The organism is Hyphococcus flavus (assembly GCF_028748065.1).
In the GTDB taxonomy this organism is placed as follows: Bacteria; Pseudomonadota; Alphaproteobacteria; order Caulobacterales; family Parvularculaceae; genus Hyphococcus; species Hyphococcus flavus.
Genome location: NZ_CP118166.1, coordinates 681,243 through 705,770, shown reverse-complemented (window position 1 = coordinate 705,770; position 24,528 = coordinate 681,243). Strand labels below are relative to the sequence as shown.

At 56.9% G+C, this 24,528-nt stretch carries 26 protein-coding genes and 2 tRNA genes; 24 read left to right on the top strand and 4 right to left on the bottom strand.

Annotation, left to right across the window (positions count from 1 at the left end):
- Positions 1-60 precede the first annotated feature (60 nt).
- Positions 61-1,980 (top strand): acyl-CoA dehydrogenase, encoded by a 1,920-nt coding sequence (locus tag PUV54_RS03480; RefSeq protein WP_274494171.1) that lies wholly within the window; start codon positions 61-63, stop codon positions 1,978-1,980.
- Positions 1,981-1,994: 14 nt separating this feature from the next.
- The gene (locus tag PUV54_RS03475) at positions 1,995-2,468 is read left to right on the top strand and encodes a YybH family protein (RefSeq protein WP_274494170.1); all 474 of its coding nucleotides are present in this window, start codon (positions 1,995-1,997) and stop codon (positions 2,466-2,468) included.
- Between the two features lie 95 nt (positions 2,469-2,563).
- Here the strand turns inward: PUV54_RS03475 and PUV54_RS03470 are convergent.
- Positions 2,564-2,640, bottom strand: a tRNA-Pro gene (locus PUV54_RS03470).
- 221 nt (positions 2,641-2,861) lie between these two features.
- Here PUV54_RS03470 and PUV54_RS03465 point away from each other — a divergent pair.
- The 8 genes from PUV54_RS03465 (at position 2,862) to PUV54_RS03430 (ending at position 9,350) form a co-directional block, all read left to right on the top strand.
- Positions 2,862-2,936: transfer RNA gene (locus PUV54_RS03465), tRNA-Gln, on the top strand.
- Positions 2,937-3,420: 484 nt separating this feature from the next.
- On the top strand, positions 3,421-4,188 hold the full coding sequence (locus PUV54_RS03460) for a DUF3450 domain-containing protein (protein WP_274494169.1): 768 nt from the start codon (positions 3,421-3,423) through the stop codon (positions 4,186-4,188).
- A gap of 32 nt (positions 4,189-4,220) precedes the next feature.
- Positions 4,221-5,594 (top strand): MotA/TolQ/ExbB proton channel family protein, encoded by a 1,374-nt coding sequence (locus PUV54_RS03455; protein ID WP_274494168.1) that lies wholly within the window; start codon positions 4,221-4,223, stop codon positions 5,592-5,594.
- Between the two features lie 74 nt (positions 5,595-5,668).
- Positions 5,669-6,193, top strand: coding sequence for a MotA/TolQ/ExbB proton channel family protein (locus PUV54_RS03450; protein WP_274494167.1), 525 nt, complete (start codon positions 5,669-5,671; stop codon positions 6,191-6,193).
- A gap of 4 nt (positions 6,194-6,197) precedes the next feature.
- A complete protein-coding gene (locus PUV54_RS03445) occupies positions 6,198-6,617 on the top strand; it encodes an ExbD/TolR family protein (protein ID WP_274494165.1) in 420 nt (139 codons plus the stop codon).
- A gap of 45 nt (positions 6,618-6,662) precedes the next feature.
- The gene (locus PUV54_RS03440; protein WP_274494164.1) at positions 6,663-7,067 is read left to right on the top strand and encodes an ExbD/TolR family protein; all 405 of its coding nucleotides are present in this window, start codon (positions 6,663-6,665) and stop codon (positions 7,065-7,067) included.
- 12 nt (positions 7,068-7,079) lie between these two features.
- On the top strand, positions 7,080-7,679 hold the full coding sequence (locus PUV54_RS03435; RefSeq protein ID WP_274494163.1) for an energy transducer TonB: 600 nt from the start codon (positions 7,080-7,082) through the stop codon (positions 7,677-7,679).
- 81 nt (positions 7,680-7,760) lie between these two features.
- Positions 7,761-9,350, top strand: a complete 1,590-nt coding sequence (locus tag PUV54_RS03430; RefSeq protein ID WP_274494162.1) for a tetratricopeptide repeat protein — start codon at positions 7,761-7,763, stop codon at positions 9,348-9,350.
- 99 nt (positions 9,351-9,449) lie between these two features.
- Here PUV54_RS03430 and PUV54_RS03425 read toward each other — a convergent pair whose 3' ends face one another.
- Positions 9,450-9,767, bottom strand: coding sequence for a hypothetical protein (locus PUV54_RS03425; protein WP_274494161.1), 318 nt, complete (start codon positions 9,765-9,767; stop codon positions 9,450-9,452).
- Between the two features lie 145 nt (positions 9,768-9,912).
- Between PUV54_RS03425 and PUV54_RS03420 the strand changes: the two genes are divergently transcribed.
- The 3 genes from PUV54_RS03420 (at position 9,913) to PUV54_RS03410 (ending at position 12,713) form a co-directional block, all read left to right on the top strand.
- The gene (locus PUV54_RS03420) at positions 9,913-11,121 is read left to right on the top strand and encodes a DUF2336 domain-containing protein (protein ID WP_274494160.1); all 1,209 of its coding nucleotides are present in this window, start codon (positions 9,913-9,915) and stop codon (positions 11,119-11,121) included.
- A 231-nt stretch (positions 11,122-11,352) separates the two neighbouring features.
- Entirely contained in the window at positions 11,353-12,054 is a 702-nt protein-coding gene (locus PUV54_RS03415) for an AAA family ATPase (RefSeq protein ID WP_420797934.1), read from the top strand.
- Complete coding sequence (locus PUV54_RS03410; RefSeq protein ID WP_274494157.1) at positions 12,054-12,713, top strand: hypothetical protein; 660 nt, start codon at positions 12,054-12,056, stop codon at positions 12,711-12,713. Before PUV54_RS03415 ends, PUV54_RS03410 begins: the two co-directional genes overlap by 1 nt.
- A gap of 12 nt (positions 12,714-12,725) precedes the next feature.
- On the opposite strand, the gene PUV54_RS03405 is transcribed toward PUV54_RS03410, so the two are convergent.
- Both PUV54_RS03405 and PUV54_RS03400 read right to left on the bottom strand, forming a co-directional pair.
- On the bottom strand, positions 12,726-13,982 hold the full coding sequence (locus PUV54_RS03405) for a serine hydrolase domain-containing protein (RefSeq protein WP_274494156.1): 1,257 nt from the start codon (positions 13,980-13,982) through the stop codon (positions 12,726-12,728).
- Between the two features lie 25 nt (positions 13,983-14,007).
- Positions 14,008-14,904: a helix-turn-helix transcriptional regulator gene (locus PUV54_RS03400; RefSeq protein ID WP_274494155.1), complete on the bottom strand. Its 897-nt coding sequence runs from the start codon at positions 14,902-14,904 to the stop codon at positions 14,008-14,010.
- 104 nt (positions 14,905-15,008) lie between these two features.
- On the opposite strand from PUV54_RS03400, the gene PUV54_RS03395 reads away from it, so the two are divergent.
- The 11 genes from PUV54_RS03395 (at position 15,009) to PUV54_RS03345 (ending at position 24,436) form a co-directional block, all read left to right on the top strand.
- On the top strand, positions 15,009-16,184 hold the full coding sequence (locus PUV54_RS03395) for a hypothetical protein (protein WP_274494154.1): 1,176 nt from the start codon (positions 15,009-15,011) through the stop codon (positions 16,182-16,184).
- Between the two features lie 224 nt (positions 16,185-16,408).
- Positions 16,409-16,888, top strand: a complete 480-nt coding sequence (locus PUV54_RS03390) for a Na+/H+ antiporter subunit E (protein ID WP_274494153.1) — start codon at positions 16,409-16,411, stop codon at positions 16,886-16,888.
- Positions 16,889-16,928: 40 nt separating this feature from the next.
- Complete coding sequence (locus tag PUV54_RS03385; protein ID WP_420797933.1) at positions 16,929-17,183, top strand: MrpF/PhaF family protein; 255 nt, start codon at positions 16,929-16,931, stop codon at positions 17,181-17,183.
- Positions 17,180-17,533, top strand: coding sequence for a monovalent cation/H(+) antiporter subunit G (gene mnhG, locus PUV54_RS03380; RefSeq protein ID WP_274494150.1), 354 nt, complete (start codon positions 17,180-17,182; stop codon positions 17,531-17,533). The genes PUV54_RS03385 and mnhG overlap by 4 nt, the downstream gene beginning before the upstream one ends.
- Entirely contained in the window at positions 17,530-18,135 is a 606-nt protein-coding gene (locus PUV54_RS03375) for a DUF4040 domain-containing protein (protein WP_274494148.1), read from the top strand. The genes mnhG and PUV54_RS03375 overlap by 4 nt, the downstream gene beginning before the upstream one ends.
- Positions 18,135-18,575 (top strand): Na(+)/H(+) antiporter subunit B, encoded by a 441-nt coding sequence (locus tag PUV54_RS03370; protein WP_274494147.1) that lies wholly within the window; start codon positions 18,135-18,137, stop codon positions 18,573-18,575. Before PUV54_RS03375 ends, PUV54_RS03370 begins: the two co-directional genes overlap by 1 nt.
- 5 nt (positions 18,576-18,580) lie before the next feature.
- Positions 18,581-19,405: a sodium:proton antiporter gene (locus tag PUV54_RS03365; RefSeq protein ID WP_274494145.1), complete on the top strand. Its 825-nt coding sequence runs from the start codon at positions 18,581-18,583 to the stop codon at positions 19,403-19,405.
- Positions 19,402-20,907: a monovalent cation/H+ antiporter subunit D family protein gene (locus PUV54_RS03360; RefSeq protein ID WP_274494144.1), complete on the top strand. Its 1,506-nt coding sequence runs from the start codon at positions 19,402-19,404 to the stop codon at positions 20,905-20,907. Before PUV54_RS03365 ends, PUV54_RS03360 begins: the two co-directional genes overlap by 4 nt.
- Positions 20,904-22,427, top strand: a complete 1,524-nt coding sequence (locus tag PUV54_RS03355) for a proton-conducting transporter transmembrane domain-containing protein (protein WP_274494143.1) — start codon at positions 20,904-20,906, stop codon at positions 22,425-22,427. Before PUV54_RS03360 ends, PUV54_RS03355 begins: the two co-directional genes overlap by 4 nt.
- Positions 22,427-22,708 (top strand): hypothetical protein, encoded by a 282-nt coding sequence (locus tag PUV54_RS03350; RefSeq protein WP_274494141.1) that lies wholly within the window; start codon positions 22,427-22,429, stop codon positions 22,706-22,708. Before PUV54_RS03355 ends, PUV54_RS03350 begins: the two co-directional genes overlap by 1 nt.
- Complete coding sequence (locus PUV54_RS03345) at positions 22,709-24,436, top strand: Na(+)/H(+) antiporter subunit D (protein ID WP_274494139.1); 1,728 nt, start codon at positions 22,709-22,711, stop codon at positions 24,434-24,436.
- Positions 24,437-24,528 lie beyond the last annotated feature (92 nt).

Here is a 24,528-nt window from a genome sequence, read left to right as displayed (position 1 = left end):
GCGGACCGTTCCGCCCAGGCGAGCGCAGATGGCGCGCTGCTTGGGATTTGACAATCTCAAATGCGACGAAGCGAGGACGCTTCACGCCTGTTTGATAACGATAAACAAACTGTAATCGGGACTGGCGGTCGCGCCGGTTTTGCGACACAAGAACGCCATGATTTTGCTGCAATCAGAGGTCCGCCGATGACTTTTAAAACGCCCATTCGCGATATGCGGTTTGTTCTCCAACACGCCGCCGGGTTCGATGCGCTGGAAAAAACCGGCGCCTATCCCGAACTTTCCGACGATCTCCTCGAAGCGATTCTGGAGGAGATGGGAAAATACTGCGATCAGGCCGTGGCGCCGCTGAACGAGATGTCGGACCAGAATGGCGCGAAGCTTGAGAATGGCGTTGTGCGGACCACGCCTGGTTTCAAAGAAGCCTATGCCCAGTACATCGAAAGCGGATGGGGCTCGCTTGCCTTTCCAGAGGAAGCGGGCGGGCAGGGACTGCCGCAGGCGCTCGCCGTTGCGCTGGTTGACGCTCTCAATGGTGCGTGCATGTCCTTCGCTATTGGCACGACACTGACGACCGGGGCTGTTAAGGCGCTGAAAGCCGTCGGCACCGATGAGCAAAAACAGCTTTATCTTGAAAAGATGGTTTCCGGCGAATGGACCGGCACTATGAACCTGACTGAGCCACAGGCAGGCTCTGACCTTTCCGCCGTGCGCACCAAAGCCGAACCGGTCGGCGATGGCCGTTATAAAATCAGTGGACAGAAGATTTATATCACCTACGGCGATCACGACATGACGGATAATATCATCCATCTCGTGCTTGCACGCCTTCCTGATGCGCCTGAGGGGACGAGCGGCATCTCCATGTTCATCGTACCGAAGGTGCATGTGAACGAGGACGGCTCGCTTGGCGCCCGCAATGACGCACACTGCATCAAGCTTGAAGAAAAGATGGGCCTGCACGGCTCGCCCACTTGCGTCATGTCCTATGGCGATAATGGCGAATGTTACGGCACGCTTTTAGGCGCTGAAAACAAAGGCCTTAAAAACATGTTCATTATGATGAACTCGGCAAGGCTTGACGTCGGCGTTCAAGGGGTCGGTGTTGCGGAGCGCGCTTACCAGCGGGCGCTCGCTTATGCGCTCGAACGCAAACAGGGCCGTGCGCCGGGCGTGAAGTCAGGCGAGATGGTTGCCATCTATGAGCATCAGGACGTGCGCCGCATGCTTTATTCCATGAAAGCGCTGGTCGATGCTTCCCGCGCGATCTGTTACGCCAATGCGGTCGCCTACGATCTCGCAAGAACAGCGAACGATGAAGAAAAGCGTCAAGAAGCAAAAGCGCTTGAAGAACTATTGACGCCGATTTCAAAGGCGTGGTCGACCGATCGCGCCAACGATGTGACTTCGCTCGGCGTGCAGGTCCATGGCGGCATGGGCTATGTCGAGGAAACCGGCGCCGCTCAGCATATGCGCGACGCGCGCATCGCCGCCATCTATGAAGGCACCAACGGCATTCAGGCCATGGACCTTGTGGGTCGCAAGCTGCAGGGCGATGGCGGCGCGGCGGCGCGCGCGTTTGTTCAGAATGTTCGCGATGAAGCGGGAATTTTGAAAGCGGCCAAGCGCGAAGACCTCCAACATATTGGCCAACGGTTGAACGCCGCTGTTGATGCCCTTGATGCGTCTACTGACGGATTGTTAGGTCTCGCCAAGGATGATCAGGAAGCGGTGCTTGCCGGCGCCGTTCCTTATTTGAAGCAGTTCGGCAATGTCGCCGGCGGATATTACCTTGGCCGCGCAGCCATGGCGGCTGCGCTGAGCGCCCATGAAGGCGTCGGCGACAAGGATTATCTGGAATCGCGTATCGCCATCGCGAAATTCTTCGCCGATAATTACCTTACCGAAGCTGAAGGATTGACGGCGTCCGTTCTCTCTGGTGCGCTACCAAGGCTCGATCCTGAGAAGTTGAGTGCGTGATTAGGGGCGCGGTTGTGAAAACCATTTTTAAAATTACGGTAGTTGCGCTTGTATTTATGCTCTCATCGGCCTGTGCCGAAGCAGACTCCGCTGGCGCCGATAAACAAGCGGCGCGTGATGCGTTAATCGCCTTTGCGGATGCAATAAACGCAGGCGACATCGAAAAGGCGGGTGCAATTTACGACCGCGATGCGGGTTTCCACTGGATCGACCGGGGCACCGTTCAATATGAAAGCGGTGAAGCCGCAGCACAATCCTTAAATGCGCTAATGGCTGAAGGCGCGAACGCGACCATGACATTCGAGGATATCCTTTTAACCGATTTGACCCCAGGCGCGGTGCTTGTCTCGGCAAAATATCAATATGACATTCGCTATACGGATGATCGGCAAGGATTTGCTTTCGGCGGCTGGATGACGCTCGCCATGGTGAAGCGTGATGACGGCTGGAAGATCGCCGGCGGACAAGCGGGCCCTGCGGCTGAATAAAAAAGATACGCCCGAACTCCGGCGTGGCATATGTTTCACACGCACCGAGTTTGAATGGGAGCGCCTTATCACGCTAAAGCATAAAGTGCGAAGAATGGTCGGAGTGGGGTGATTCGAACACCCGGCCCCTGCCTCCCGAAGACAGTGCTCTACCAGGCTGAGCTACACTCCGAAATCGCTGGCGCGAAACCAGCCCCGCCGGGCCGCGCGGGAGCGCCTCTATAACGATGGGGCAAGTCCCGCGCAATCACGATTTTGAATGCGCGTGTGACTGATCGGGCCTGATCGTGCGCGATGTTGTTTTTTCTGGTTATTTTAGCGCCCAGGCCCCATTGCAAGTGCTGCGCGAAAGCGCTATCTCGCCCGCTCCCGTCGCCCGCGCGGCGGGGCCATTGGGGCGTCGCCAAGTGGTAAGGCATCGGTTTTTGGTATCGACATTCCCAGGTTCGAATCCTGGCGCCCCAGCCACCACTTCTCGTGTTAGAGCAAGCATTAATCAGTTATTTTCGCTAATGCTTCAAGCAATTGTGAAGTCCCCAGTTTTTCTGGCGCGGATTAGCTTATGGTTAATCTGAACGCCTATAATCCGGCTCGAAATTAAGTGTTTGCCAGCACGCCCGAGTGTTGTTACAAACTAACGGGGTGTGTGTGCGGCCGCTCTTCAGGGGTGATCGTTTCGGTCGCGTGAAATAGGGTAAAATTCTTGCAGCCAGCGGATCAAAAATACGCGCGTGGGGCCTTCGGGGTCACATCAGCGTTGCAATTCTGCGGCAAATATAAGAAAGATTCTCAGGTTCGGGGATAAACAGGGGACGTTGAAGGGGTGACGAGTAACTTAAATCGAGTTTTCAGCGCGCGTATGCGTGCATCAGATCGGCGCGGCGACGCGTCTTTGTTCCGCGGCGGTAGCGCCGCTAATATCAGCCGCAACATTCCGGTAGGTGAGGCATTTATGAAAAGATTAGCGATTTTGGGTTCAGCGGCGACAGCGCTTGCTGTTATGAGCGCGCCAGCTGAGGCGCAATTCCGCTCCGCCCTTGATGAAAGCCAGGCGACAGCGCGCTCTACAGCTGCATCGCAGCAGCGCATTGATGAGCTTGATGATCAGACGGCGAGCCTTCTGAATGATTATCGGGCGAACTTGAAGCAGCTCGAAGCGGCGCGCCGGTACAACGCCTCCCTGCGCCGGAACATCGAAGCGCAAGAGCGCAAGATTACGCAACTTCAAGAAGACATTGAGAATGTCGAAGGTCTGCAGCGCGCCATGCAGCCACTGATGGAAGACATGGTTGGCCGCTTCAGCGAAATCGTTGAGGCTGACTTGCCGTTCGAGATCGAAGATCGCGCAGAGCGCGCCGCTCGTCTCCAAAACGTTCTTTCCGATCCTGACATGTCAGCGGCGCAGCGTTACCGCCTGATTGTCGAAGGCTATCAGATCGAGCTTGAAAAAGGCCGCACGGTCAACGTCAACGAATGCACCATCGCCGGCGAAGGCGGCGAAGTAACGGGCGAATGCTTGCAGATCGGCCGCGTCGCGCTTGTCTTCAAGAATGGCGACGACTCGGTATTGCGCATTTGGGACACTGACCAGAACGGTTGGACCGATCTCAACCGCGGCACGTATTTGCAGGATATAAAATACGCGATCCGCATGGCTAAAGAACAAACCGCGCCGGATATTTTCTTCGCGCCGGTCAAGCCGCCGGTTCAGGCACAGTAACGGCGAAAAACGGTTAAAAGGAATTACAAGTCATGAAACTCTTCAAACTTGCTTCTCTTTCCCTGATCGCCGGCGTTACGGCGGCGAGCATGGATTTCTCATCAGGCGCGATGTCTTCTGCGAATGCGCAGGTCACGCTTGACCAGGTGCTTCAGGCGGTCCGTCAGGAGCGCAGCGAAGTCAGTCAGGAAAATCGCGAGCGTGAGCAGCGTTTTCTTCAGCAGCGTAATCAGCAGCAGGCTGAGTTAACGCGCGTACGCAATCAGGTTGCGGCTGAAGAAGCCGAGTCCACGCGCCTTGAAGGCGTGATGGAGGAAAATCAGGAGCGGATCGCCGAACTTGATAGCGAGCTGGCCTCCAAGCAGGGCGAATTCCAGGAACTCTTCGGCGCCGCCCGTACGGCTGCTGCTGACCTGAGCGCCCAGGTTCAGTCCTCGATCATCTCCTCTCAGTTCCCGGGCCGTGAAGTTACCCTTATGGAGCTTGCCCAGACGGAAAAGCTGCCTACGGAAGATCAGCTTCGTGATCTTTGGGAGATCATGATCCAGCAGATGTCCGAACAGGGTAAGACGGTTACGTACAACACAACTATTCTTGGCGCCGATGGTCAGGAGCAGGAAGAAACCATTACCCGTATCGGTCCGTTCGTCGCATTCTCTGGCGATCGTTATCTTACGTTCAACGAAAGCGGCAAGCTTCGCTTCCTGCCGCGTCAGCCATCCGGCGCTATTCGCGGCGCGGCGAGCCGTGTTGAGAATGCAAGCGGCGACGGGTTCGTTCGCGGCGCGCTCGACCCGACGCTCGGCACATTGCTTGGTCTCGTTGTTGAAACGCCGACCCTGAAAGAGCGTTTTGACCAGGGTGGTCCGGTTGGCCGCATCATCGGTATCGTGACAGTGCTCGGCGTTCTCCTTGGTGTTTACAAGTGGGTGACGTTGACCATGACGGCCGGCGCCGTGCGCAGCCAGGTTCGCCGCAAGAAAGCGTCTAAAGCCAACCCGCTTGGCCGCGTGATGCTTGCTTACGAGAACACCAACTCAAATGACGTTGAGACAGTCGCGCTCAAGCTTGACGACGCGATCCTCAAAGAGGTGCCGAAACTCGAAGGCGGTCTCAATCTGGTCAAGGTGCTTGCCGCGGTTGCGCCGCTGCTCGGTCTTCTCGGTACGGTTATCGGCATGATCAACACTTTCCAGGCGATCACGCTGTTCGGCACCGGCGACCCGCAGATCATGGCGTCCGGTATTTCCGAAGCGCTTGTTACTACGGTGCTCGGCCTTATTGCGGCGATCCCGCTCTTGCTGCTTCACGCTTTTGCGGCCGGCGCGTCCAAGCGCGTTACGCAAATTCTGGAAGAGCAGGCTGCAGGCATCATCGCTGAACATGCGGAAGGTGGCCGGGCTTAATTGCCCGGTCCCTACGCCCGCAACGGGCCGGAGCCGCTTATTGGCGCCGGTTCAGGGAAAAGGGATCTCGATCCATGGGATTGTTTAACTCCGGCTACGAATCGCTGATTGAGTTTCTCGCCACCGGCGGCAATGTCCTTGTTATCATCATGGGTACGACCTTCTTTATGTGGGCGCTGATTATTGAGCGGCTCATGTATTGGGGCGGCGCTCATGGCGGTGTGGTGAAGCGCGCCAAGCGCGCCTGGGCCGCCCGCAACGATCACAAGTCCTGGTACGCGCACGCGGTTCGAGAGCGGCTCATTTCAGAAGCCAACCAGGAGGCGCAGCGCAACAATGGCGTGATCCGCGCGCTGGTGGCGGTAACCCCGCTTCTGGGTCTTCTCGGCACGGTGACGGGCATGGTTGAAGTGTTCGACGTCATGGCGACCACGGGCTCTTCCAATGCGCGTCTTATGGCCGCCGGCATCTCCAAGGCGACCATTCCGACCATGGCGGGGCTTGTCGCTTCGCTGTCCGGTCTCATTTTCATCAACGCTTTCGACCGCAATGCGCAGAAGGCGTCGCATAAAATTTCAGACGAACTGTTGATCGAGTAGCGCTATGAGAAAAAAGGCGATCCATTCAGACGATTCAGCGGACGTCAATATTACGCCGCTGCTCGACATCGTCTTCATCCTGCTGATCTTCTTTATCGTTACGGCGACCTTCCTGCGCGAGCAGGGCATCGACGTGAACGTGCCGGAAGACAATGAGGAAACAGATAGCGTGCCGCCGCCGGCGATTTTGTTGGCGGTGCAAGAAGACGGTTTTGTGCGTGTCAATAATGTTCGCGTGATTGATCCGGGTTCTGTGACGCCGGTGGTGCAGGAGTTTTATGCGCGCGAGCCGCAGGGCGTGGTCCTTGTCAGCGCGGCGCCGGAATCGGAATCCGGCGTGGTGGTTGAGGTGATGGACCAGGCGAGAGACGGTTGTAATTCCGGTTGTCCGGTGACGCTGGCATTGCAGAAAGCGCAACAATAGGCGAGCGCAGGCTCGGTAAGAAGTTAGTTTGTAGGCGGAAAAATTATGGCGAGACGTAGTTTTGCACAACCCGACAACGATGATGACGTAAACGTCACGCCGCTGCTCGATATCGTCTTCATCATGCTGATCTTCTTCATCGTGACGTCGACCTTCGTGAAAGAGCCTGGCGTTGAAATTGAGCGTCCGGGCGCGGTGACAGCGTCAGAACGCAAGCTCGCCTCCATCATTGTCGCCATTTCCGAAGATGATGAGATCTGGATTAATAAAGAGCGTGTCGAGCTGGAAGGCGTAAAGACCGCTGTCGAACAGTTGCGTCGTGAAAACCCTAGAGGGACGGCGGTCGTGCAGGCCGACTCCGCTTCGAAAACACGGCTTCTCGTTGAAGTCGTCAATCAGATTCGCGCCACCGGCATTACCGATGTCGCCGTCTCTACGGAAGACGTTTAAGGAGACAAGATCATGGGATCTTTTTTTCGGTTGTTTGTTGGCGTTCCTGGCGCGGTTGTCGTTACAGTTGGCCTGTTCCTGCTGATGGCGGAACTGATCCGCAACGACCTCAAGCTCGATGAAGAACGCGACGCCCTGAATTTGAGCATTACGTCGCAAATTGACGACACCGATCTCAATTCAGCCAATCAGGAATTCAAGCGGCCGACGCTGGATGCGCCGCCGCCGCCGCCGCCTGCGGTTAATGACCCGTCGAACCGTCCGGCGCTTGACGGCGTTCGTGCAGAGATACCGACAATCGACGCGAATTTGAATATTGGCTCCGGTTTCAACCCAGACCGCGACGCGCAGCCATTGGTGCGTATTCCGCCGCAATATCCTGAGCGTTGTATGGGCCGTGCGTCGGCCAGCGAATCCGTATCCGTCCAGTTTGATGTGACGCCAGACGGACAGACGACGAATATTCAGGTGGTCGATACCAGTAACAGCTGCTTGAATCGCGCTGCGACACGCTCGGTCGAGCGCTGGAAGTATCAGCCGAAGATCGTTGACAATCAGGCGCAGTGGCGCCGCGGTGTTCAGACCGTCATTACGTTTGAATTGTCGGAGTAACTTGTGTGCGGCGCCTGAAGACAAAAAAGCAGGCGCTAAGAGACTGCTAGGAACAGGGGCCGGGACAGCAGGATGAATATTATGCGTGGTAACTATCGTAATCTTTGTTTGACGGCCGCTGCATCGGTTTCGGCATTGCTGATGACAGGCGTGACGACCGCGCCAGCCTATGCGCAGCAGTCGCAATGTGACGCTGAAGAGGGCGGTCCTTCCGCAACCTTGTCGCCGCGTATCGGTTTGGCGATCCAGGACCTGTACGTGATGATGCAGGAAGAGCGCTGGGCCGAAGCGCTTGCCGGCTTTAATGAACTGATCGCCAATCGCGGCGACGGCATGAGCGCTTATGAGCGTTCAACGGTGCTGGAACTGCGCGCCAACGTCAAAGTCAACATGGATAACTATCGCGGCGCCTTGCAAGACATGCAGGCGGCGTTGAATGCCAACGGCCTGCCGCCGTCACGTAATAACCAGCTGCGCTACTTCATCGCTCAGCTGAACTTCCAGATGGAAGATTACCAGACGGCGATTTCCGGATTGAACCAATGGATCCGCACGGCGCAACAATGTGGCGTTTCGGTTGATCCGAATGCGTATTATCTGCTGGGCGCGGCTTATGTTTCTATCAACCCGCCTAACTATAATGCGGCTGAAAGTCCGATTGAGCAGGCCCTTGCCGGTTCGACTGAGTCCCGGAAAAACTATTACGATCTCGCCAACCTTGTTTATTCGGAACTGAGAAGAACGACCAAGCGCATTGATCTGCTCGAGCGGATGATCAACTTGTGGCCAGGTGAAAAGAGCTACTGGACACAGCTTTCTGGCGCTTATTCCCAGACCAATCGCGACCGCGAAGCCTTTTCTGTGCTGGAGGTTGCGTATCGTGCTGGACTTCTCGACAGCGAGAGCGAGATTATCACCCTGGTCCAGTATTATTCGTTTTTTGAAAACCCTTATCGCGGCGCTGTAATGCTCGATCGCGAGATGAACGCCGGCAATGTCGATCGCGATCAGGATAACCTGATCCTGCTTTCGCAGCTGTGGAGTCAGGCTCGAGAGCACAAGCGGTCGATCCCGATCTTGCGCGAAGCGGCGCGGGCCTCTGGCGATGGCGAGCTGTTCTACCGCCTCGGCCAGGTTCTTCTTGCTGATGAACAATATTCTGCTGCGCAAACAGCGCTGCAAAACGCACTTAACCGCGGCGGTCTTGAAAGCAACGACACCGGCGATGCGTGGCTGCTTCTCGGTACTGCGCGTTTCAGCCAGGCGGGACCGTCCGATACAGGTCGTTGGAGAAGCGCCCGTCAGGCATTCCGTAACGCACAGCGCTATCGTAATGCTGCGCAGCGCGCCAGCGAATGGATCGCTTACATCAATGCAGTGGAAAACACGTATTGGGATGGGCTTGATCTGGATTATCAGCAAAGAATGGAAGAATGCGTCGCAGATATCGCACGATTTGAGCGCGACCGCCGCATTCGCGACCTGCAAAACCGCGAAGATGATCCTGCGGAACTGCAGCGTGAGCAAGAGCGTATTGCGGAGTGTGAAGCGCTGGAAGCATCAGGACTTCCATCCAGACAACGTAATTCCAGCGGTGGTGACGCCTCTTCGGAAGACGATAATCAGGAAAGCGCCCCTGCCGAAGATGAGAGCGCGACGAACGAAGAATAAGCTTTATTAGCCATTCAATGAAAAAGGCGGCCCGGAAACGCCGGCGCCGCCTTTTTCATTTTTAAAAGATTGCTTCGTGTCTTTTGCTTTAAGCGTTCATTAATATTCGTTGCGCTCGCCGAGGATCCGGCCACCGTCTTTTGCTTCCGGCGTCTGATGGGCGCATTCAAGATATCCCTGCCGCCAGCCGGCGCGGTACCCTTCGTCGTTGTCAAATGCATAGGCGTCACGGGTACGCTTTATTGAAAAGCTCTTGTCTTCTTCCGTCGCGGTGGAGCAGCCGTCGCCATATCCGGCGGCAAAGCCTGGCGAGGCTTGCAGCGCCTGATAATCGGCTGTGGAGGCGCACCCCGAAATGGCGAGAACACTGGCGGCCAGCAGGAGTTTGAGGCTGGGAAAGGAATTCTGAACGGTCACGATTATCGGTCATCCCCTGTTTACGAAGTGAAACCCTAGCACCCGAAAGCCGCGAGGTCTTGGGAAACACGCCAAAAAAGTGAAATCCAACGTTAACGGTGTTCCGGTTACAACGCTTGGATCAGAAAGGCGGTTTTCGCGCAATATGACCGATTTTGACGCTGTTGAGGACGCCCGGCCGGGCTCGTCGGATGTAGGGGCGTTGCTGACGCCCTTAAGCGCGTCCGGGCCGAGCGTGCGCACCCTGCTCGTCCGGAAATTGAACGATATTGTCGTTCTGCCGGCCGGCCGCATTTCATCAAACGAACGCGCGCTCGTCGCCGATATTCTTTTACAGGTCCTCGATAAAGTTGAGCCGGAACTGAGGGCCGAAGTGGCGCGGCGTGTCGCGCGGGTAGCGGAGTCGCCGCCAGCGCTCGTTCGCATGCTGCTGCTGGACGAACCGGCAGTCGCGGAAAAAATCATCACAACCGCTGATTCTCTGCCGGAAGCGTTGCTGATTGAAGCGGCTCATGAAGGCGCCATGGCGCACCGGATGATGATTGCGCGGCGCATAGATCTTTCCACCTCAGTTGCCGATGCATGCATCGCTTATGAAGAGATGGACGTCTGCAAGCTCGTTTTGAAGCGGGAGGAATGTTTGCTGTCGCCAGCGGCGGTGAACAAGCTTGTGGCCTTGTCGGCGGTGAACAAGGAACTGCAAACCCATCTCTTGCGGCGGCGGGAACTGGAGCCGGCTCACGGTTTTATCATGTTCTGGTGGGTCGATGGAGAACGCCGCCGGCGGATACTGAACCGCTTCGCCATGGATCGGTCGACGGTCCAGGACGCCTTGTCCGATCTTTATCCACGTGTTTTCCGGGGCGGCGACAACGACATGGTCGTCAAGGAAATCCTGATTCTCGCGGAACGCCGCCACCGGCCGCGCGGCGTTAATGGCGAACCGGTCTCCATGGATATCGTCAAGCGGACATTGTCTGCTGCGTGCAAATATCCGTCTCAGGAAGTGATTGATGCGATCGCCATGATAGGTGGTGTCAGCCGCGACCTTTCCGGCCGTATCGTCCGCGACAACGGCGGTGAGCCAATGGCTGTCCTGTGCAAGAGCCTCGGCGTGCCAAGAGAAGAATTTTACGATTTCTTTGCAAAAGCCGCCGACGACGACGCGGCGAAGCAAAAGGCTGAAGCGCTTCTGGCGATTTTCGATTCCATGGCGCGCGATTTCGCCCGGGCGGTGCTGCGTTACTGGGACTGGGAATCCAATCCGCGGATCGCACATATCACGCGTCTGATGACGAAAGTGCAGGACGAAATCGGCATAACGAATTTGGACGAACTGCAATCATTTCAGTAGAAATGATTTCGTGCTTAAGCGTCAATTAATCGATTTACCATAAAACAAAAATGCGTTGGCGGCGGCCTTGCGTATCTAGGTTGCTGCCGGCGCTTTTTATCTTCATCCGTTTCCGCAAATTTTAACAAAATTATCGAAGCGCTTCACGCGCGGCGTTAACACGATTTTGCGCATACTGGGCGCGCAGTTGGGTTCGAACGTGAGTGTTCTGGAGGGCGCATGCTTTCATCGATGCGTGTCATCGTCTTTGCATCGCAAAAGGGCGGTTCTGGCAAGACGACATTATCAGGGCACATCGCCGTTGAGGCGGAGCGCCAGGGGGCGGGGCCCGTTGCGCTGATCGACACCGATCCGCAAGGGTCGCTTGCGAAGTGGTGGAACGTGCGCAAGGACCCGTCGCCGGCCTTTATCCAGTCTGTCTTTTCAAATCTTTTTTACGATCTTGATAGTGCGCGGGAAGAAGGGTTTCGCCTCGTTGTCATCGACACGCCGCCAGCGGTGACCCGCGCCATTTCCGAGGTCGTCAGCTTCGCCGATATTGTCGTGGCGCCGACGCGTCCCAGCCCTCATGACTTGCGTGCTGTTGGTCCAACCGTTGACATCGCCGAGGCGCGCGGCAAGCAACTTATTTTCGTTGTCAATGGCGCAACGCAGCGTGCAAGGATCACATCAGAGGCTGCGGTCGCGCTTTCGCAACATGGCACTGTCGCGCCCGTTACAGTTCATCATCGCGTCGATTTCGCCGCATCAATGATCGATGGGCGAACCGTGATGGAAATCGACCCGTTCTGCCAGTCGTCGCAGGAAGTCACCGCGCTTTGGAAATACCTGCATGAACGCCTGCAGCGCGCCGAGGGCGGTTATCGTGCGCAGGATGATAGCGGCATGACCAACCCGCACAATCGTGTCTTCGGACGCAGGGCGGCGCAATAATGAATGCCTACGCTCAAAACGCCTCCGGCGATGGCGGAGGATACGCATCTCTTTCGGGCAGCTTGCTGGCGCGTAAGGGGGAAGCGCTGCCTGCTGTCGATGCCGTTGCGCATGAAGGGGTCGATATTGAAATGCGGCCCATGCGCCCAGCGAACAGTCCCGGTGCGCCAAAAAACATCAGTGAAAAGTCAATAGAAAGTCTGCGTGAAACCGGCGCAGCGTCTGATAGTGAAGGTCAGACGACGGAAACCGAGCTGCGGGAAACGCCATATTTGCGCCAGAACAGCGCTGTGCGTCTGGTTCACTCCACGCCCGATGCGCCAACGCAAGAAAGTGCGACTCCTTCGCCAGACGCATGGAAAATCATGACCATGCAGACCCGTGCGGCGGCCCGTGCGCGGCTGACGTCACAAGCGGCGTCGGCTCAAAAGAACGCAAGCGATCGCATGAGCGGCGTTCGGAAGGCCATCTGCAAATTGCGGATGCCTGCGCCAGAGCTTGTGCGACTGAAATATGCTTCGCGCGATCTCGATATGTCCTGTCAGGCGATCATTCTTGAAGCGCTTGAGTGTTACCTGGACGCCAATGACATGCCGCCGGTGACAGACGATGTCATTCAGGAAGAGGTCACCCGGCTTTTGGCGAAAGCCCGCAAGTAATCGCCATACGTCTTATTGCGTTTGATTTTTAGCCAGAGCGAATTCACGAAAGATCGTCTGGTAAAAGCCGCCAAATTCGCTGAATTCGTCTGTCTTTGAATTGATGTTGAAAGCGATTGCCATTTCATAGTCCGGAAAAACAAGCAGCCAGCTTTGGGCGCCGCGCGAGACGCCGCCATGGTTCGCGTTCCTGGCAAGTCCGACGCCGTCAACTTCCCATTCACGCCAGCGCCAACCGATTGCGTAGTCCTGTTCGTTGACCTCGCCGGAATTCAGCTTTTGCGGCGTCCAGAATTCGGTGCGTGTTTTAGTTGAAATGAAATTTTCATCGAATTGCAACGCGCCAATCCGCACAAGATCGGCTGAGCTTGCCGCCCAGCCGCCGCCGGGAAGACGGTGAGACAGGTCAATCGGGCGCCATTCGCGATATCGATCGCCATCAATATAATAAAATGTGGCGAGGTTTTCGTTTGCGCCGGCGCGCATGGGCGCAACAATCATGGATGTTGTTCCCGCTGGCTCGACTACTTCTTCTTGGATGATCTGACGATAAGGCTTGCCTGCCGCTTCACTCATGACAGCGCCAAGCAGTACAGTTCCTAAAGAGGAGTATTCGAAGTTTTCTCCAGGAGGAAACAACAACGGGCTCTCATCGAAAATCTCTAGGGCATCACGCACATCGGCATAGTGATGCTTAAGGGTCCCGGTCTTAAGCTTTCCCGCGGTATCCTGATTGTCGCCATAATGCGGCACGCCCGCCATGTGGGACGCCAGCATTCGCGGGGTGATTGTTTTCCATTCGGGGTTTGGCAAATCGTCCATATATGTCGAAATAGGCGCGTCCAGATCAATCACGTCCCGATCGACCAATCTTGCAAGCGCTGTCGCTGTCACCGCCTTTGACGTGCTGCCAATACGCAGGATCGTGTTCGGCGTCGCCTGTTTCTTTTTTCTGATGTCAGCCCACCCGACGGCTCCTTGCCAGACGACTTCGCCTTCGACGGAAACCGCCGCCGTCATCGCCGGGGCGCCGATAGTTTGCCGATGCTCTTTCATCGCGGCGAGAACCTTTTCGCCCGCAACAGCGTAGTTTTCATCCAATACATCCTGCATTGCAGGCGCATCGGCGCCTTCAAATTCGATCCATCCCCATGGCGGGAAAGGCGCTTCGCCCTGATGGGCGTAAAATCCGTAAAAAGGCCAGATGAACCACGCAAGCCCGGCAATGATGAAAAACAATGCAGCAATGAGTATTCGTCCTAACAACATTCCAGCTCCGTTCTATGGGCAAAGATCAGTTGATGCGGTCTATTGCAGACGGCGCGCAGCCGTAATGCGATTTGAAGGCTTTAAAAAACGCCGTCCGGTCAGAATAGCCGACGGCGTTCGCCACCTTGGCCGTCTTCATGGCAGTGTATTGCAGCAATCGCAATGCTGCTTCCATGCGAATAGCGGCCAGCCTTCGCATCGGAGTCTGGCCGGTCACAGCCTTAAAGACGCGAATAAGGTGGTAAGGTGAAAGGCAGGCGGCTTTCGATAATTCGTTGATATCGAGGTGAGTATTGTGAAACGCTTCGAGCATGTAATGATGCGCACGCTCGACCCGGCGAGCGAGCTCTGCCCGGGTCGATTTTTTTGTGGCGTTTATTTTGTCCCGGGACGCGATCCTCATATCCTGGTGGTCGATGAGTTCGCTGTATAAAAGTGCGATTTGCTCCATGTACCATGACTCATCGTCAAACCCGTGTGCGCAACGGCTTGCAATCGTATTCATGCGGCTTTGCGTTGTATCGTCGGGCAGGAACAAAGCTGTCGCCAGTGTCGTGTCGTTGCGCTTTATCGGATCAAGCGCGTCATGCTTTGCGGCTTCCACAACCCAACGCGGGAACGTGATCATGTTAGAGCGGAAGTTTTCGTTCGAAGCGGCGTAGGCGTATCGGGCTTCACGGGCGATGATCAACGCGCCTGCAGATCGAACGGTAATCGTGTCGCTGTTGGAAAAAAGATATTGTTCTTTCCCGCCGGCGGCCCAGGTGATGGCTGGCGACGCCCAGTCCTCATTGTAATTATCCGCCAGTTCAAAACGTTCGCCGCACATCATGCTGGAATGGACCATGCCTTCCCGAGCCTGTCGCTCGTAATAATTTTCCAGGCCCGATTCAGCGGACGGTGTTTTTGTCAGTAACAACATATTTGCGTTGCCTAAATTGCCTTTTTCAAGCCTTGCGCGCCCGGGGGCATTGGCCTCCAGAAAGCGGGCGATAGGGTGTTCGCCAGTCATTCCGGAGCGGGATTATGAAAAAACATCTCCTGTGCGCTTTGGCGTATTATGGCGCATCCGCATGCGTATCCACAAGCAGCGCGGATACGTCCGCGCAAGAAGCCAGTTCATGGCGTGAAGCGCTTGGTGCTGACATAAGCGACGAATGGAGCGCGCCAATTCATCGCCAATTCGATTTCTGGATCGGCGAAGGCGAAGCCAACTGGCGCGCTAAACCACAAGGCGAATTCTATCATCAAAAAGAAGGAAGCTGGACCAGGGGACGGGTATTTCCAATTCTTGGGGGGAAGGCGCTCATTGAACTCGCCTGGGCTCGCGACAACCCGGAAGAGGCAAGTCAGCGCGGCTTTTCGATTCGTTATTTCGATCCTGCGCGGGAGCGCTGGGTGATGGCGCAAAACTGGCCGGGACCTGGCGGGAACGGGTCCGGTTTCATGGATCAATTAATCGGGAAAGAATATCATGGCCGTCTCAGCATGTATTCCATCGTGCGCCGCCCTGACGGCGAGGGCGAATTTAACATTCAGCATCGGCGCTATAACTTTACCGACATTCGTCCGGGCGTTGGTTTTCGCTGGGACGGGTCAAATACAGCAGATGAAGGCGCAACCTGGTCGACCTGGTATGTGGTTGATTTCCACGCTTTGCGTGCTCTTGATCCCTATGGTCCCGCAGGGACGCCGTTTCCGGGCGTGCACGGACAAAATTTGTGTACTGAGGAACCGCACGGTGCGTTCAATAATCTTCAAGGCGTGTGGCAAGGCGAAACCGCAGATGCAAGCGGCGCCGTATCCCCCGCAACGTTTTCGGCAGGCCTTGCGCTCGACGGTTGCGGCGTCATGGGCGTAATGGACGCCAATGACATCAAGACTTTTGTCGCCGTCGGCTATAACGCGACCGGCGGCAAGTGGATGTTCTACACGCTCGATGATCAGCCGGGAACGACGCATGAATACTATGTGTCCGATGAAGCTGGTGAGGGTGCGGTTTTCCGCCATGCGCCCGACCTCGCCATCAAGGACGAGTTTACCGCATACAATCTGCAGGCGTACTTCGAAGCGGAAGGCGCCTTGCGCAGGATCGTGTGGGAAAAATTCACGGAAACTGAAATCCGGTTGAAAGTCGAAACCCGCTCCGCGCCTGATACGGCGTGGAGGCTCGAAAAGACCTATAGGCTAATCAAACAATAGGCCGATTCTCGTCCGGTTTTGTCCCTGTTTTGCAGGTCAACCCGTTGATTTCCGCGCAAAATCTGCGAAATTCGCCGCACTTCTCGCCGTCGTCGCGGCGGAATAGCGCGCTTTCTATCAAGCCGCTCCCGCAGTAAGGCGTATCTCGCGACGGCTAATCATGAAGGTCGGGTTCAGCATCTTGCTGGCCCCAAGGATTGAACAGGGGTTCTCGAAGAGGGCTGATGGGGCGGTTTATCATCCTTGTTATTGCGCTGGCGGCGCTCTGGCTCCTTTTGTCGGGCTATTTCGACAAGCCGCTCTTGCTCGCATTCGGGACAGGCTCTGTGCTGTTCGCCGCTTATCTCGCGCGCCGCGCGCATATTATCGACAATGACAGCGTTCCGGGCGGCCTTTTCCCAGGCTTGCTTCTTTACTGGGTCTGGCTCGGCGGGGAGATCGGCAAGGCGAATATGCAAGTGATCCGCCAGGCGCTGGCGGTGGAGCCCAAGCTGTCGCCAAAACTGTTCCTTGTTCCAAATCCGCCGAAATCGAGCGTCGGCAAGGCGACGTTCGCCAACTCCATCACCCTGACGCCGGGAACCGTATCCGTTGACATGAGAGAGAATGAAATTCTCGTCCATGCACTGACCGAAGACCTCGCCGATGTCGCGGCTATAACGGACATGGGGCGCCGCGTCGCGAAGATTGAGCGGGAGGCGTAGGGCAGTGTTCGCAATTGCTATCGCTGCTGTCATCGCTGCTATGATTCTCGCGCTTGTGCGCGCCTTTGCCGGGCCGTCGCTTTACGATCGCGTGCTTGCAGGCAACTCTTTCGGCACGAAAACGGTTCTGCTGATCGGCCTGATGGGTTTCATCACTGGCCGTCCCGATTTTCTCGACATTGCGCTGCTCTATGCGCTGATCAATTTCACCGCCACGCTGGCGATCCTGCGGTTCTTTTCCTACCGCACGCCCAAGGGCGCACCAGCGGAGCCAACGGGAGGCAAAGGGGCATGATCGACTTTTACATCGTTCGCGACATCGTCTCCTGGGCGCTGATGATTACCGGCGGGATCGCCATTGTTTCAGGCGCCATCGGTCTTGTCCGGTTTCCGGATTTCTTTTCCCGCATCCATGCAGCGGGCGTCACCGATACGGGCGGCGCCGAACTCATCATCATAGGCATGATGCTTCAGGCGACTGGTTACCCCGGCGGCTGGCTCCTTGTAGCCAAGCTCGCCTTTATCGGTGCGTTTTTATTCCTGACATCTCCCGTTGCGACCCACGCCATCGCACACGCGGCCTGGATGACCGGCTTCAAGCCCATGCAGGGCAAAGATCTGCGTTATGACGGAGACGGCAAGTGACCGGCTATCATCTGGAACTTTCGCCATCCGTTTGGCTCGATCTTTCGCTCCTCACCATGATGGTGCTGGTGGCGATTGCGATGCTCCGTTCACGGCATTTGTTTGCTGTTGTCATGCTGTCGGGTATTTATTCATTGTTGTCCGCCGCGTTTTTTGTCTCGCTTGATGCGGTTGATGTGGCGTTTACCGAGGCTGCGGTGGGGGCCGGCGTTTCCACCGTGCTGATGCTCGCAGGGATGCTTCTTACGGCGCGCCGCGAGAAGCCGATAACGCCTGGTCGCGCACCGGTTGCGCTGGCGGTTGTGATCGCGGCGGGAGCCGCGCTTATTTACGCGACAATTGATATGCCGGCCTTCGGCGATGGAGCAGCGCCAGCGAACGCGCATGTGGGGCAGGCCTATGTCGAGCAAACCCCAAACGACATCGCCGTTCCGAATATTGTGACCGCCGTGCTGGCGAGCTATCGCGGTTTTGATACGCTTGGCGAAGTGATGGTGATTTTCACAGCGGGCGTTGCGGTGATGCTCTTGCTTGGCGCCGGTTCCGTGCGTGGCGGTCGTGAAGTTTCCGACGTCGATGCCGACAAGAATGAGGCCGCCTGATGGATCATCTCATTCTCAAAGTCACCACCAAGCTTTTATTCGCGCCGATCATCCTGTTCGCGCTCTATGTGCAGTTTCACGGCGATTACGGGCCGGGCGGCGGTTTTCAGGCCGGGGTTATTTTCGCTGTCGCGTTTATTCTGCATGCTTTTTGTTTCGGACTTGCTGAGACGAAAAAAGTGCTGCCGCAAAAGGCGCTAACCATCGCCATGGTCCTGGGTTTGATGTTCTATGCAGGCACGGGCGTTGCGACTTTGCTGCTCGGCGGCAACTTCCTCGCCTATACGGAGATTGACCCCCAATCCACCCACCATGCCGGTCAGCATTACGGGATTTTGCTGGTCGAATGGGGCGTCGGCGTCACCGTTGCGTCGACCATGCTGACGATTTTCTATCACTTTACGGGCCGCGAGCCTGATATCGATCAGGAAGACTGGTAGGCGTGATGGAACCCTGGGTCGAATTTATTCTGGAACGCTATAACTACTGGATCGTCATTGTGCTGATGATGACCGGTTTGTATATCGTTTATGCGCGCGGCAATCTGGTTAAAAAAATCGTCGGTTTGAATCTGTTTCAGACGTCTGTTTTCATTTTTTACATTACCATTGGCAAGATCGCCGGCGGCACGGCGCCCATCTATATCGGCGGCGAGCTGGATCACGCTGCGGAAGGTCACGGGGAAGGCCATGGGGGCGATGGTCACAGCGGCGAAGAAGCCGGGCATGGAGAACAAGGCTTGCACGGCGCTCCAGAGGAGGGTGGTCATGAGGCGGCGCAAACCGTGTCCGACTCAGGTGCTGAAGAATCGGTCGCGCTGCACTCAAAAATTCAGAACGACCTGCCCGCCAACGATCTGAAAGAAGCGCTCAGGAATGTTGAACCAGGCGAAGCGGCTGCGCTTGAGCCGGGTTTGCACAGTGCGCCCGCCGATGGCGCATCGAAAATTTCAAACGAAATCTTAAGTGAAGCGGACAAGATACCGCCCCATGGCGCCGATGCTGGTTTTCAGGTTGGCGACAGTCTCCACGGCGCGGACGCCGCGAATGCGGTTGCCGACCATTCGTCGCTGGGCGAGGTGATCTACTCAAACCCGCTGCCGCATGTCTTGATCCTCACCGCCATTGTGGTCGGCGTTGCGACCACGGCGGTTGGCCTCGCACTCGCCGTGCGCATTCGTGAAGCTTATGGCACGATTGAAGAAGACGAACTCGAGACCATGGATAATGTGGCGGAGTTCGGTGACGTCGCGGAAGCGAGGGCGTCATGAGTTTGATTGCTCAACTTCCCGTTCTGCCGATTATCATACCGCTGATTGCAGCGCCGTTGACGCTATTGTTGCCAAAACCGCGTCTGCCGTGGGCGTGGGCGTCACTGATTAGCTGGATCACATTTGCGGCTGCGGCCTGGCTTCTCGTCACGGTCTCCAATGACGGGATGATTTCCTATCATCTCGGCGACTGGGCGCCGCCCATCGGTATCGAATATCGTGTCGACCTCGCCAACGCGCTCGTCTTGTTCCTGGTTTCAGGCGTTGCAGCGCTGGTGTTTGCCTTTTCCTATCATTCCGTTCGTGCGGAAATTGATGCGGATCAGGCGCCGCTCTTTTACGGGGCCATGCTGATCTGCCTGACCGGGCTTTTGGGCGTCACCATAACCGGCGATGCGTTCAACGTTTTCGTCTTCCTGGAAATTTCATCGCTGTCGACTTACGCGCTGATCGCCATGGGCGCCCGGCGCGACCGCCGCGCACTTACCTCCGCTTTCAACTATCTCGTCATGGGCACGATTGGCGCGACGTTTTTTGTCATTGGCATCGGGCTTCTCTATCAGGCGACCGGCACGCTCAATATGGCGGACCTGCATCAGCGCCTGATCGGTCAGGACAACCGCATGGTGCAGGCGGGCTTTGCCTTCATCCTCGTGGGTATGGGGCTGAAACTCGCCATGTTCCCCATGCACCTGTGGCTGCCGAACGCCTACACATATGCGCCGTCGGCGGTGTCGGCGTTTCTGGCGGCGACAGCCACCAAGGTCGCCGTCTATGTGCTGATCCGGTTTTTCTTTTCGGTTTTCAATTTCGACTTCGCCTTTATCGGCGCGGCGTTCACTTACGTCCTGTTGCCGCTGGGACTAGCCGGCATGTTCATCGCGTCCATGGTCGCGGTCTTTCAGGACGACGTAAAACGCATGCTGGCTTATTCGTCAGTCGGTCAGATCGGTTACATGCTGCTGGGGCTTTCCTTCGCAACGGTTGAGGGACTGACGGCGAGCCTTGTTCACGTTTTCAATCACGCGCTGATGAAGGGCGCGCTCTTCATGGCCGTGGCGTGCGTTGTTTTGCGCGCGGGGTCGAGTTCCATTCACGCGTTCGCCGGATTATCGAAACGCATGCCCGTGACGACCTGGGCGTTTATCTTAAGCGGTCTGTCGCTGATCGGCGTGCCGCTCACCGTCGGTTTCATTTCCAAATGGTATCTGCTCGATGCGGCGTTCTCCGCCGGTCACTGGTATGCTGGCTTTTTGATTGTCGCTTCGTCGCTGATCGCGCTTGTTTACGTTGGCCGCATCGCCGAGGTGATGTTGCTGAAAGAGCCGGCGGAAGAGGGCAAATACGCTATCCCGAAAGAGGAAGCGCCGCTCGCCATGCTTGTCCCGATGTGGATTTTGGTGATCGCCAACATCTATTTCGGCATGCGCACGGATCTGACCGGCGGTCTCGCCCAGCGCGCGGCTGAAGCGCTGATGCTGACGGCGGGAGGCGCGCCATGATCGCGCCCGAACTCGCCATACCGTTAGCGCTGGCCGTACCGCTCGTCGGCTGCTTTGCCATCTGGCTTTTGGACAAGCAACCAAACCTGCGCGAGGGCGCGACGCTTGTTACGGCGGCGATATTGTTGTCGCTGGCGATTACCGTTTTCGTGAGCGTCGCTGGCGGCGCGCGGCCCGAGTTTACGATGCTCGAAGTCATCGACGGGCTGCCCATTGCTTTCTCGGTGGAACCGTTGGGCGCCATGTTCGCACTGATCGCGAGCGGGCTTTGGGCGGTCAATTCGGTTTACGCCATTGGCTACATGCGCGGCGGCAATGAAAAGCACCAGACGCGCTTTTATATGTCGTTCGCCGTGGCAATCTCCGCCGCCATAGGCGTTGCGTTCGCGGCGAACCTGTTCACGCTTTTTATCTTCTATGAAGTGTTGACGCTGTCGACGTTTCCGCTGGTAACCCACAAGGGCAACGATGACGCGCGGCGCGGCGGACGTGTTTACCTCGGCGTCCTGATGGCGACGTCCATCGGTCTGTTATTGCCGGCGATTGTCTGGACCTACGCAATCACCGGCACGTCGGATTTCGTTCTCGGCGGCATCATGATGGATCACAAGGAAGCGGTTGAGCCCATCGCCGCCATTCTGCTCGGCCTTTACGCCTTCGGCATCGGCAAGGCGGCTTTAATGCCCGCGCATCCGTGGCTGCCGAATGCCATGGTGGCGCCGACGCCGGTCTCGGCTTTCCTGCACGCAGTTGCGGTCGTCAAAGCGGGCGTCTTTTCGATCCTCAAGGTCGCCGTCTATATTTTCGGCGTCGACTTTTTGGCTGAAACCGGCGCCAGCATTCCGTTTATGTGGATCGCGGCGGGCTCGATATTGCTCGCCTCCGCCATCGCCATGCACAAGGATAATCTGAAAGCGCGGCTCGCCTATTCGACGGTGTCGCAGCTTTCTTACGTCACGCTCGGGGCGATGCTTGCGACCTCCATGGGCGTCATGGGCGGCGCAACGCAGATCGCGGCCCACGCACTCGGCAAGATGACGCTCTTCATGTGCGCCGGCGCTGTTTATGTGGCGCACCACAAGACGCTGGTGTCGGAACTGCGCGGGATGGGCCGGGTGATGCCGTTCACCTTCGGCGCGTTTTTTCTTGGCGCCATGTCAATCATTGGCTTGCCGCCGCTCGCCGGATCGTGGCCAAAATTCTTTTTGATGCTGGGCGCGGCTGACGCCGGACAGCTTCTCATCATCATTGTCCTGATGATCTCGTCGATTTTGAACGTGATCTATCTCCTCTCAATCCCCGTGCAGGCGTTTTACATGAGCCCGGCCGAAGAGGGTGTGAAACCGCAGGGGGTCAATGAAAGTGGAAGAGGGGGCGAAGGCATCAAATGGGGGAGCTTGAAAGAAGCGCCGCTGTTATGTGTATTGCCGCCGATCTTCACAGCAACTGGTGCGTTTATTCTCTTCTTCTTCGCCGACCCGCTTTACCAATTCCTCACGCCGTTGATCGGGGGCCAGTAATGACCGAACATCACCATAACCCCGATGAAAAACCTGGCTGGGCCGATACCAAAGGCTTCCGTAATGCGTTTCTCGGCGTGTTGATCGTCTCGTGCGTTCTCGCGGTCGTCGCGGGTTTCGTGCCGGCGTTCCAGAACCCGCATCCGCATTTCCCTCAGGAACATTGGGGCGTCTTTTTCGCCGTGTGGGGCTTTGCCGCGTTCATGTTTATCGTTCTTGCCGGCCAGCACTTGCGCAAGCTCGTCGGCCGCAAGGAAGATTATTATGAGGAGCGTGAATAGATGACGGCGCTGTTCGACGCTCTCCTCGCCAATCCGGCTGTCATCCTGACGGTCGGCGCGTTCGTCTTGCTGGCGCTGCCGCGTCACCTGGCTGGCGTTTGGATGCTGCTGGTGACGGCGCTTTCGGCGATCAAGCTTTATACGCTCGGTCTTGGCGAATATGGCGGGCTGGAGTTGTTCGGTCAGCAACTGACTACGGTGCGCGTCGACGGATTGTCGCGGATATTTGCAGTCGTTTTTCACATCGCCATTGCGCTCAACGTCATCTACGCGTGGGGCCAGCGCGACCGCGCGCAGAATTTTGCAACGCTCGGCTATCCGGCGGCGGCGCTTGGCGGCGTGCTGGCCGGCGATCTCATCACGCTGTTCTTCTGGTGGGAGATGGCGGCGATCACCTCTGTCTTCCTCGTATGGGCGCCGGGCACGCGCGTCACTTACCTCTCCGGCATGCGCTATTTGTCGATCCAGATCCTGTCGGGCGTGTTGCTGCTGGCGGGCGTTGTACTGATCTTCAACGAAACCAAAGACTTGGCGTTCGATTTCATCGGCCTGCGCGACGAAAGCGGCGCTATCAAATTCGCCGGGCTGGTCATGTTTCTCGCCTTCGGCATCAAGTCGGCGTTCCCGCTGCTGCACAACTGGGTGCAGGACTCTTACCCGAAATCGACCATCACCGGCGCGATCATTCTCTCGATCTTCACGACCAAGCTGGCGGTCTATTCGCTGGCGCGCGCCTTCCCCGGCACGAACGAGCTGATTTATATCGGCGCGGTGATGACGCTGTTCCCGATTTTCTTTGCCCTCATTGAAAACGATCTTCGCAAGGTTCTTTGCTACTCTATCAATAACCAGGTCGGCTTCATGGTGGTCGCCATCGGCTTCGGCGCCATTAACGGAGCCGCCGGTTACGCGTTCGGCAACATCATTTTCGAGGGGCTTTTGTTCATGGCGCTCGGCGCGGCCATGTTCCGCACCGGCACGTCGAAAGCCACCGAGCTTGGCGGGCTTTACCGCACTATGCCGATCACCATGGGGCTTTGTATTGTCGGCGCCCTGTCGATTTCTGCATTCCCCGGCACGCTCGGCTTCGTCACAAAGGGGCTGATCATCAACGCCGCCGGTGAGGCGCACATGTTCTGGATCTGGCTGGTGCTGCTCTTTGCTTCCGCCGGCGTTCTTGAACATGCGGGCATCAAAATTCCGTTCTTCACGTTCTTCGCCCATGACAGCGGCAAGCGCCCGAAGGAAGCGCCCATGCCTATGCTGATCGCCATGGGTATCGCCGCCGTCCTCTGCATCGGCATCGGCGTTTACCCCGATCCGCTCTACGCCCTGATGCCAGACCAGGAAGCTATTGCCGGTTATCACCCATACTCGGCCTATCATCTGGTGGAACAGTTGCAGCTATTGCTCTGGGCGGTGCTCGCCTTTGCCGTGCTGGTGCTGATCAAGTGGTATCCGGCCGAAGTGCCGTCCACCAACCTGGACACTGACTGGTTCTGGCGCGTGCCGGGCCGGGCGTTTCTTGGCTGGGTAACTGGTGCGTCGCGCGCAACATGGAACGCGCTATGGGGGATTTTCTCCGGCCGCATACAAGCGCTGATGGAGCGCATTTACTATGTTCACGGGCCGGAGGGTCAGATGTCGCGGTCATGGCCAATCGGCTTTATGGCGCTGTGGACCGCAGTTTTACTGGCGTTGGTCCTGATACTGTCTTTCTTGGCGTAAAAGAAAGTGCAGCGTGTTAATAGTAAAACGCCTAATCAATAATAAACCAATTCCGAAAACTTATCCTCAATAGCCAGACTGCTCTTATCGTC

Excerpts from the sequence above, each read along its gene's own strand:
- PUV54_RS03480 (WP_274494171.1), top strand. The coding sequence starts at position 61 with ATGCGACGAAGCGAGGACGCTTCACGCCTGTTTGATAACGATAAACAA.
- PUV54_RS03460 (WP_274494169.1), top strand. The coding sequence starts at position 3,421 with ATGAAAAGATTAGCGATTTTGGGTTCAGCGGCGACAGCGCTTGCTGTT.
- PUV54_RS03455 (WP_274494168.1), top strand. The coding sequence starts at position 4,221 with ATGAAACTCTTCAAACTTGCTTCTCTTTCCCTGATCGCCGGCGTTACG.
- PUV54_RS03450 (WP_274494167.1), top strand. The coding sequence starts at position 5,669 with ATGGGATTGTTTAACTCCGGCTACGAATCGCTGATTGAGTTTCTCGCC.
- PUV54_RS03445 (WP_274494165.1), top strand. The coding sequence starts at position 6,198 with ATGAGAAAAAAGGCGATCCATTCAGACGATTCAGCGGACGTCAATATT.
- PUV54_RS03440 (WP_274494164.1), top strand. The coding sequence starts at position 6,663 with ATGGCGAGACGTAGTTTTGCACAACCCGACAACGATGATGACGTAAAC.
- PUV54_RS03435 (WP_274494163.1), top strand. The coding sequence starts at position 7,080 with ATGGGATCTTTTTTTCGGTTGTTTGTTGGCGTTCCTGGCGCGGTTGTC.
- PUV54_RS03430 (WP_274494162.1), top strand. The coding sequence starts at position 7,761 with ATGCGTGGTAACTATCGTAATCTTTGTTTGACGGCCGCTGCATCGGTT.
- PUV54_RS03420 (WP_274494160.1), top strand. The coding sequence starts at position 9,913 with ATGACCGATTTTGACGCTGTTGAGGACGCCCGGCCGGGCTCGTCGGAT.
- PUV54_RS03415 (WP_420797934.1), top strand. The coding sequence starts at position 11,353 with ATGCGTGTCATCGTCTTTGCATCGCAAAAGGGCGGTTCTGGCAAGACG.
- PUV54_RS03410 (WP_274494157.1), top strand. The coding sequence starts at position 12,054 with ATGAATGCCTACGCTCAAAACGCCTCCGGCGATGGCGGAGGATACGCA.
- PUV54_RS03405 (WP_274494156.1), bottom strand. The coding sequence starts at position 13,982 with ATGTTGTTAGGACGAATACTCATTGCTGCATTGTTTTTCATCATTGCC.
- PUV54_RS03400 (WP_274494155.1), bottom strand. The coding sequence starts at position 14,904 with ATGTTGTTACTGACAAAAACACCGTCCGCTGAATCGGGCCTGGAAAAT.
- PUV54_RS03395 (WP_274494154.1), top strand. The coding sequence starts at position 15,009 with ATGAAAAAACATCTCCTGTGCGCTTTGGCGTATTATGGCGCATCCGCA.
- PUV54_RS03390 (WP_274494153.1), top strand. The coding sequence starts at position 16,409 with ATGGGGCGGTTTATCATCCTTGTTATTGCGCTGGCGGCGCTCTGGCTC.
- PUV54_RS03385 (WP_420797933.1), top strand. The coding sequence starts at position 16,929 with ATGATTCTCGCGCTTGTGCGCGCCTTTGCCGGGCCGTCGCTTTACGAT.
- mnhG (WP_274494150.1), top strand. The coding sequence starts at position 17,180 with ATGATCGACTTTTACATCGTTCGCGACATCGTCTCCTGGGCGCTGATG.
- PUV54_RS03370 (WP_274494147.1), top strand. The coding sequence starts at position 18,135 with ATGGATCATCTCATTCTCAAAGTCACCACCAAGCTTTTATTCGCGCCG.
- PUV54_RS03365 (WP_274494145.1), top strand. The coding sequence starts at position 18,581 with ATGGAACCCTGGGTCGAATTTATTCTGGAACGCTATAACTACTGGATC.
- PUV54_RS03360 (WP_274494144.1), top strand. The coding sequence starts at position 19,402 with ATGAGTTTGATTGCTCAACTTCCCGTTCTGCCGATTATCATACCGCTG.
- PUV54_RS03355 (WP_274494143.1), top strand. The coding sequence starts at position 20,904 with ATGATCGCGCCCGAACTCGCCATACCGTTAGCGCTGGCCGTACCGCTC.
- PUV54_RS03350 (WP_274494141.1), top strand. The coding sequence starts at position 22,427 with ATGACCGAACATCACCATAACCCCGATGAAAAACCTGGCTGGGCCGAT.
- PUV54_RS03345 (WP_274494139.1), top strand. The coding sequence starts at position 22,709 with ATGACGGCGCTGTTCGACGCTCTCCTCGCCAATCCGGCTGTCATCCTG.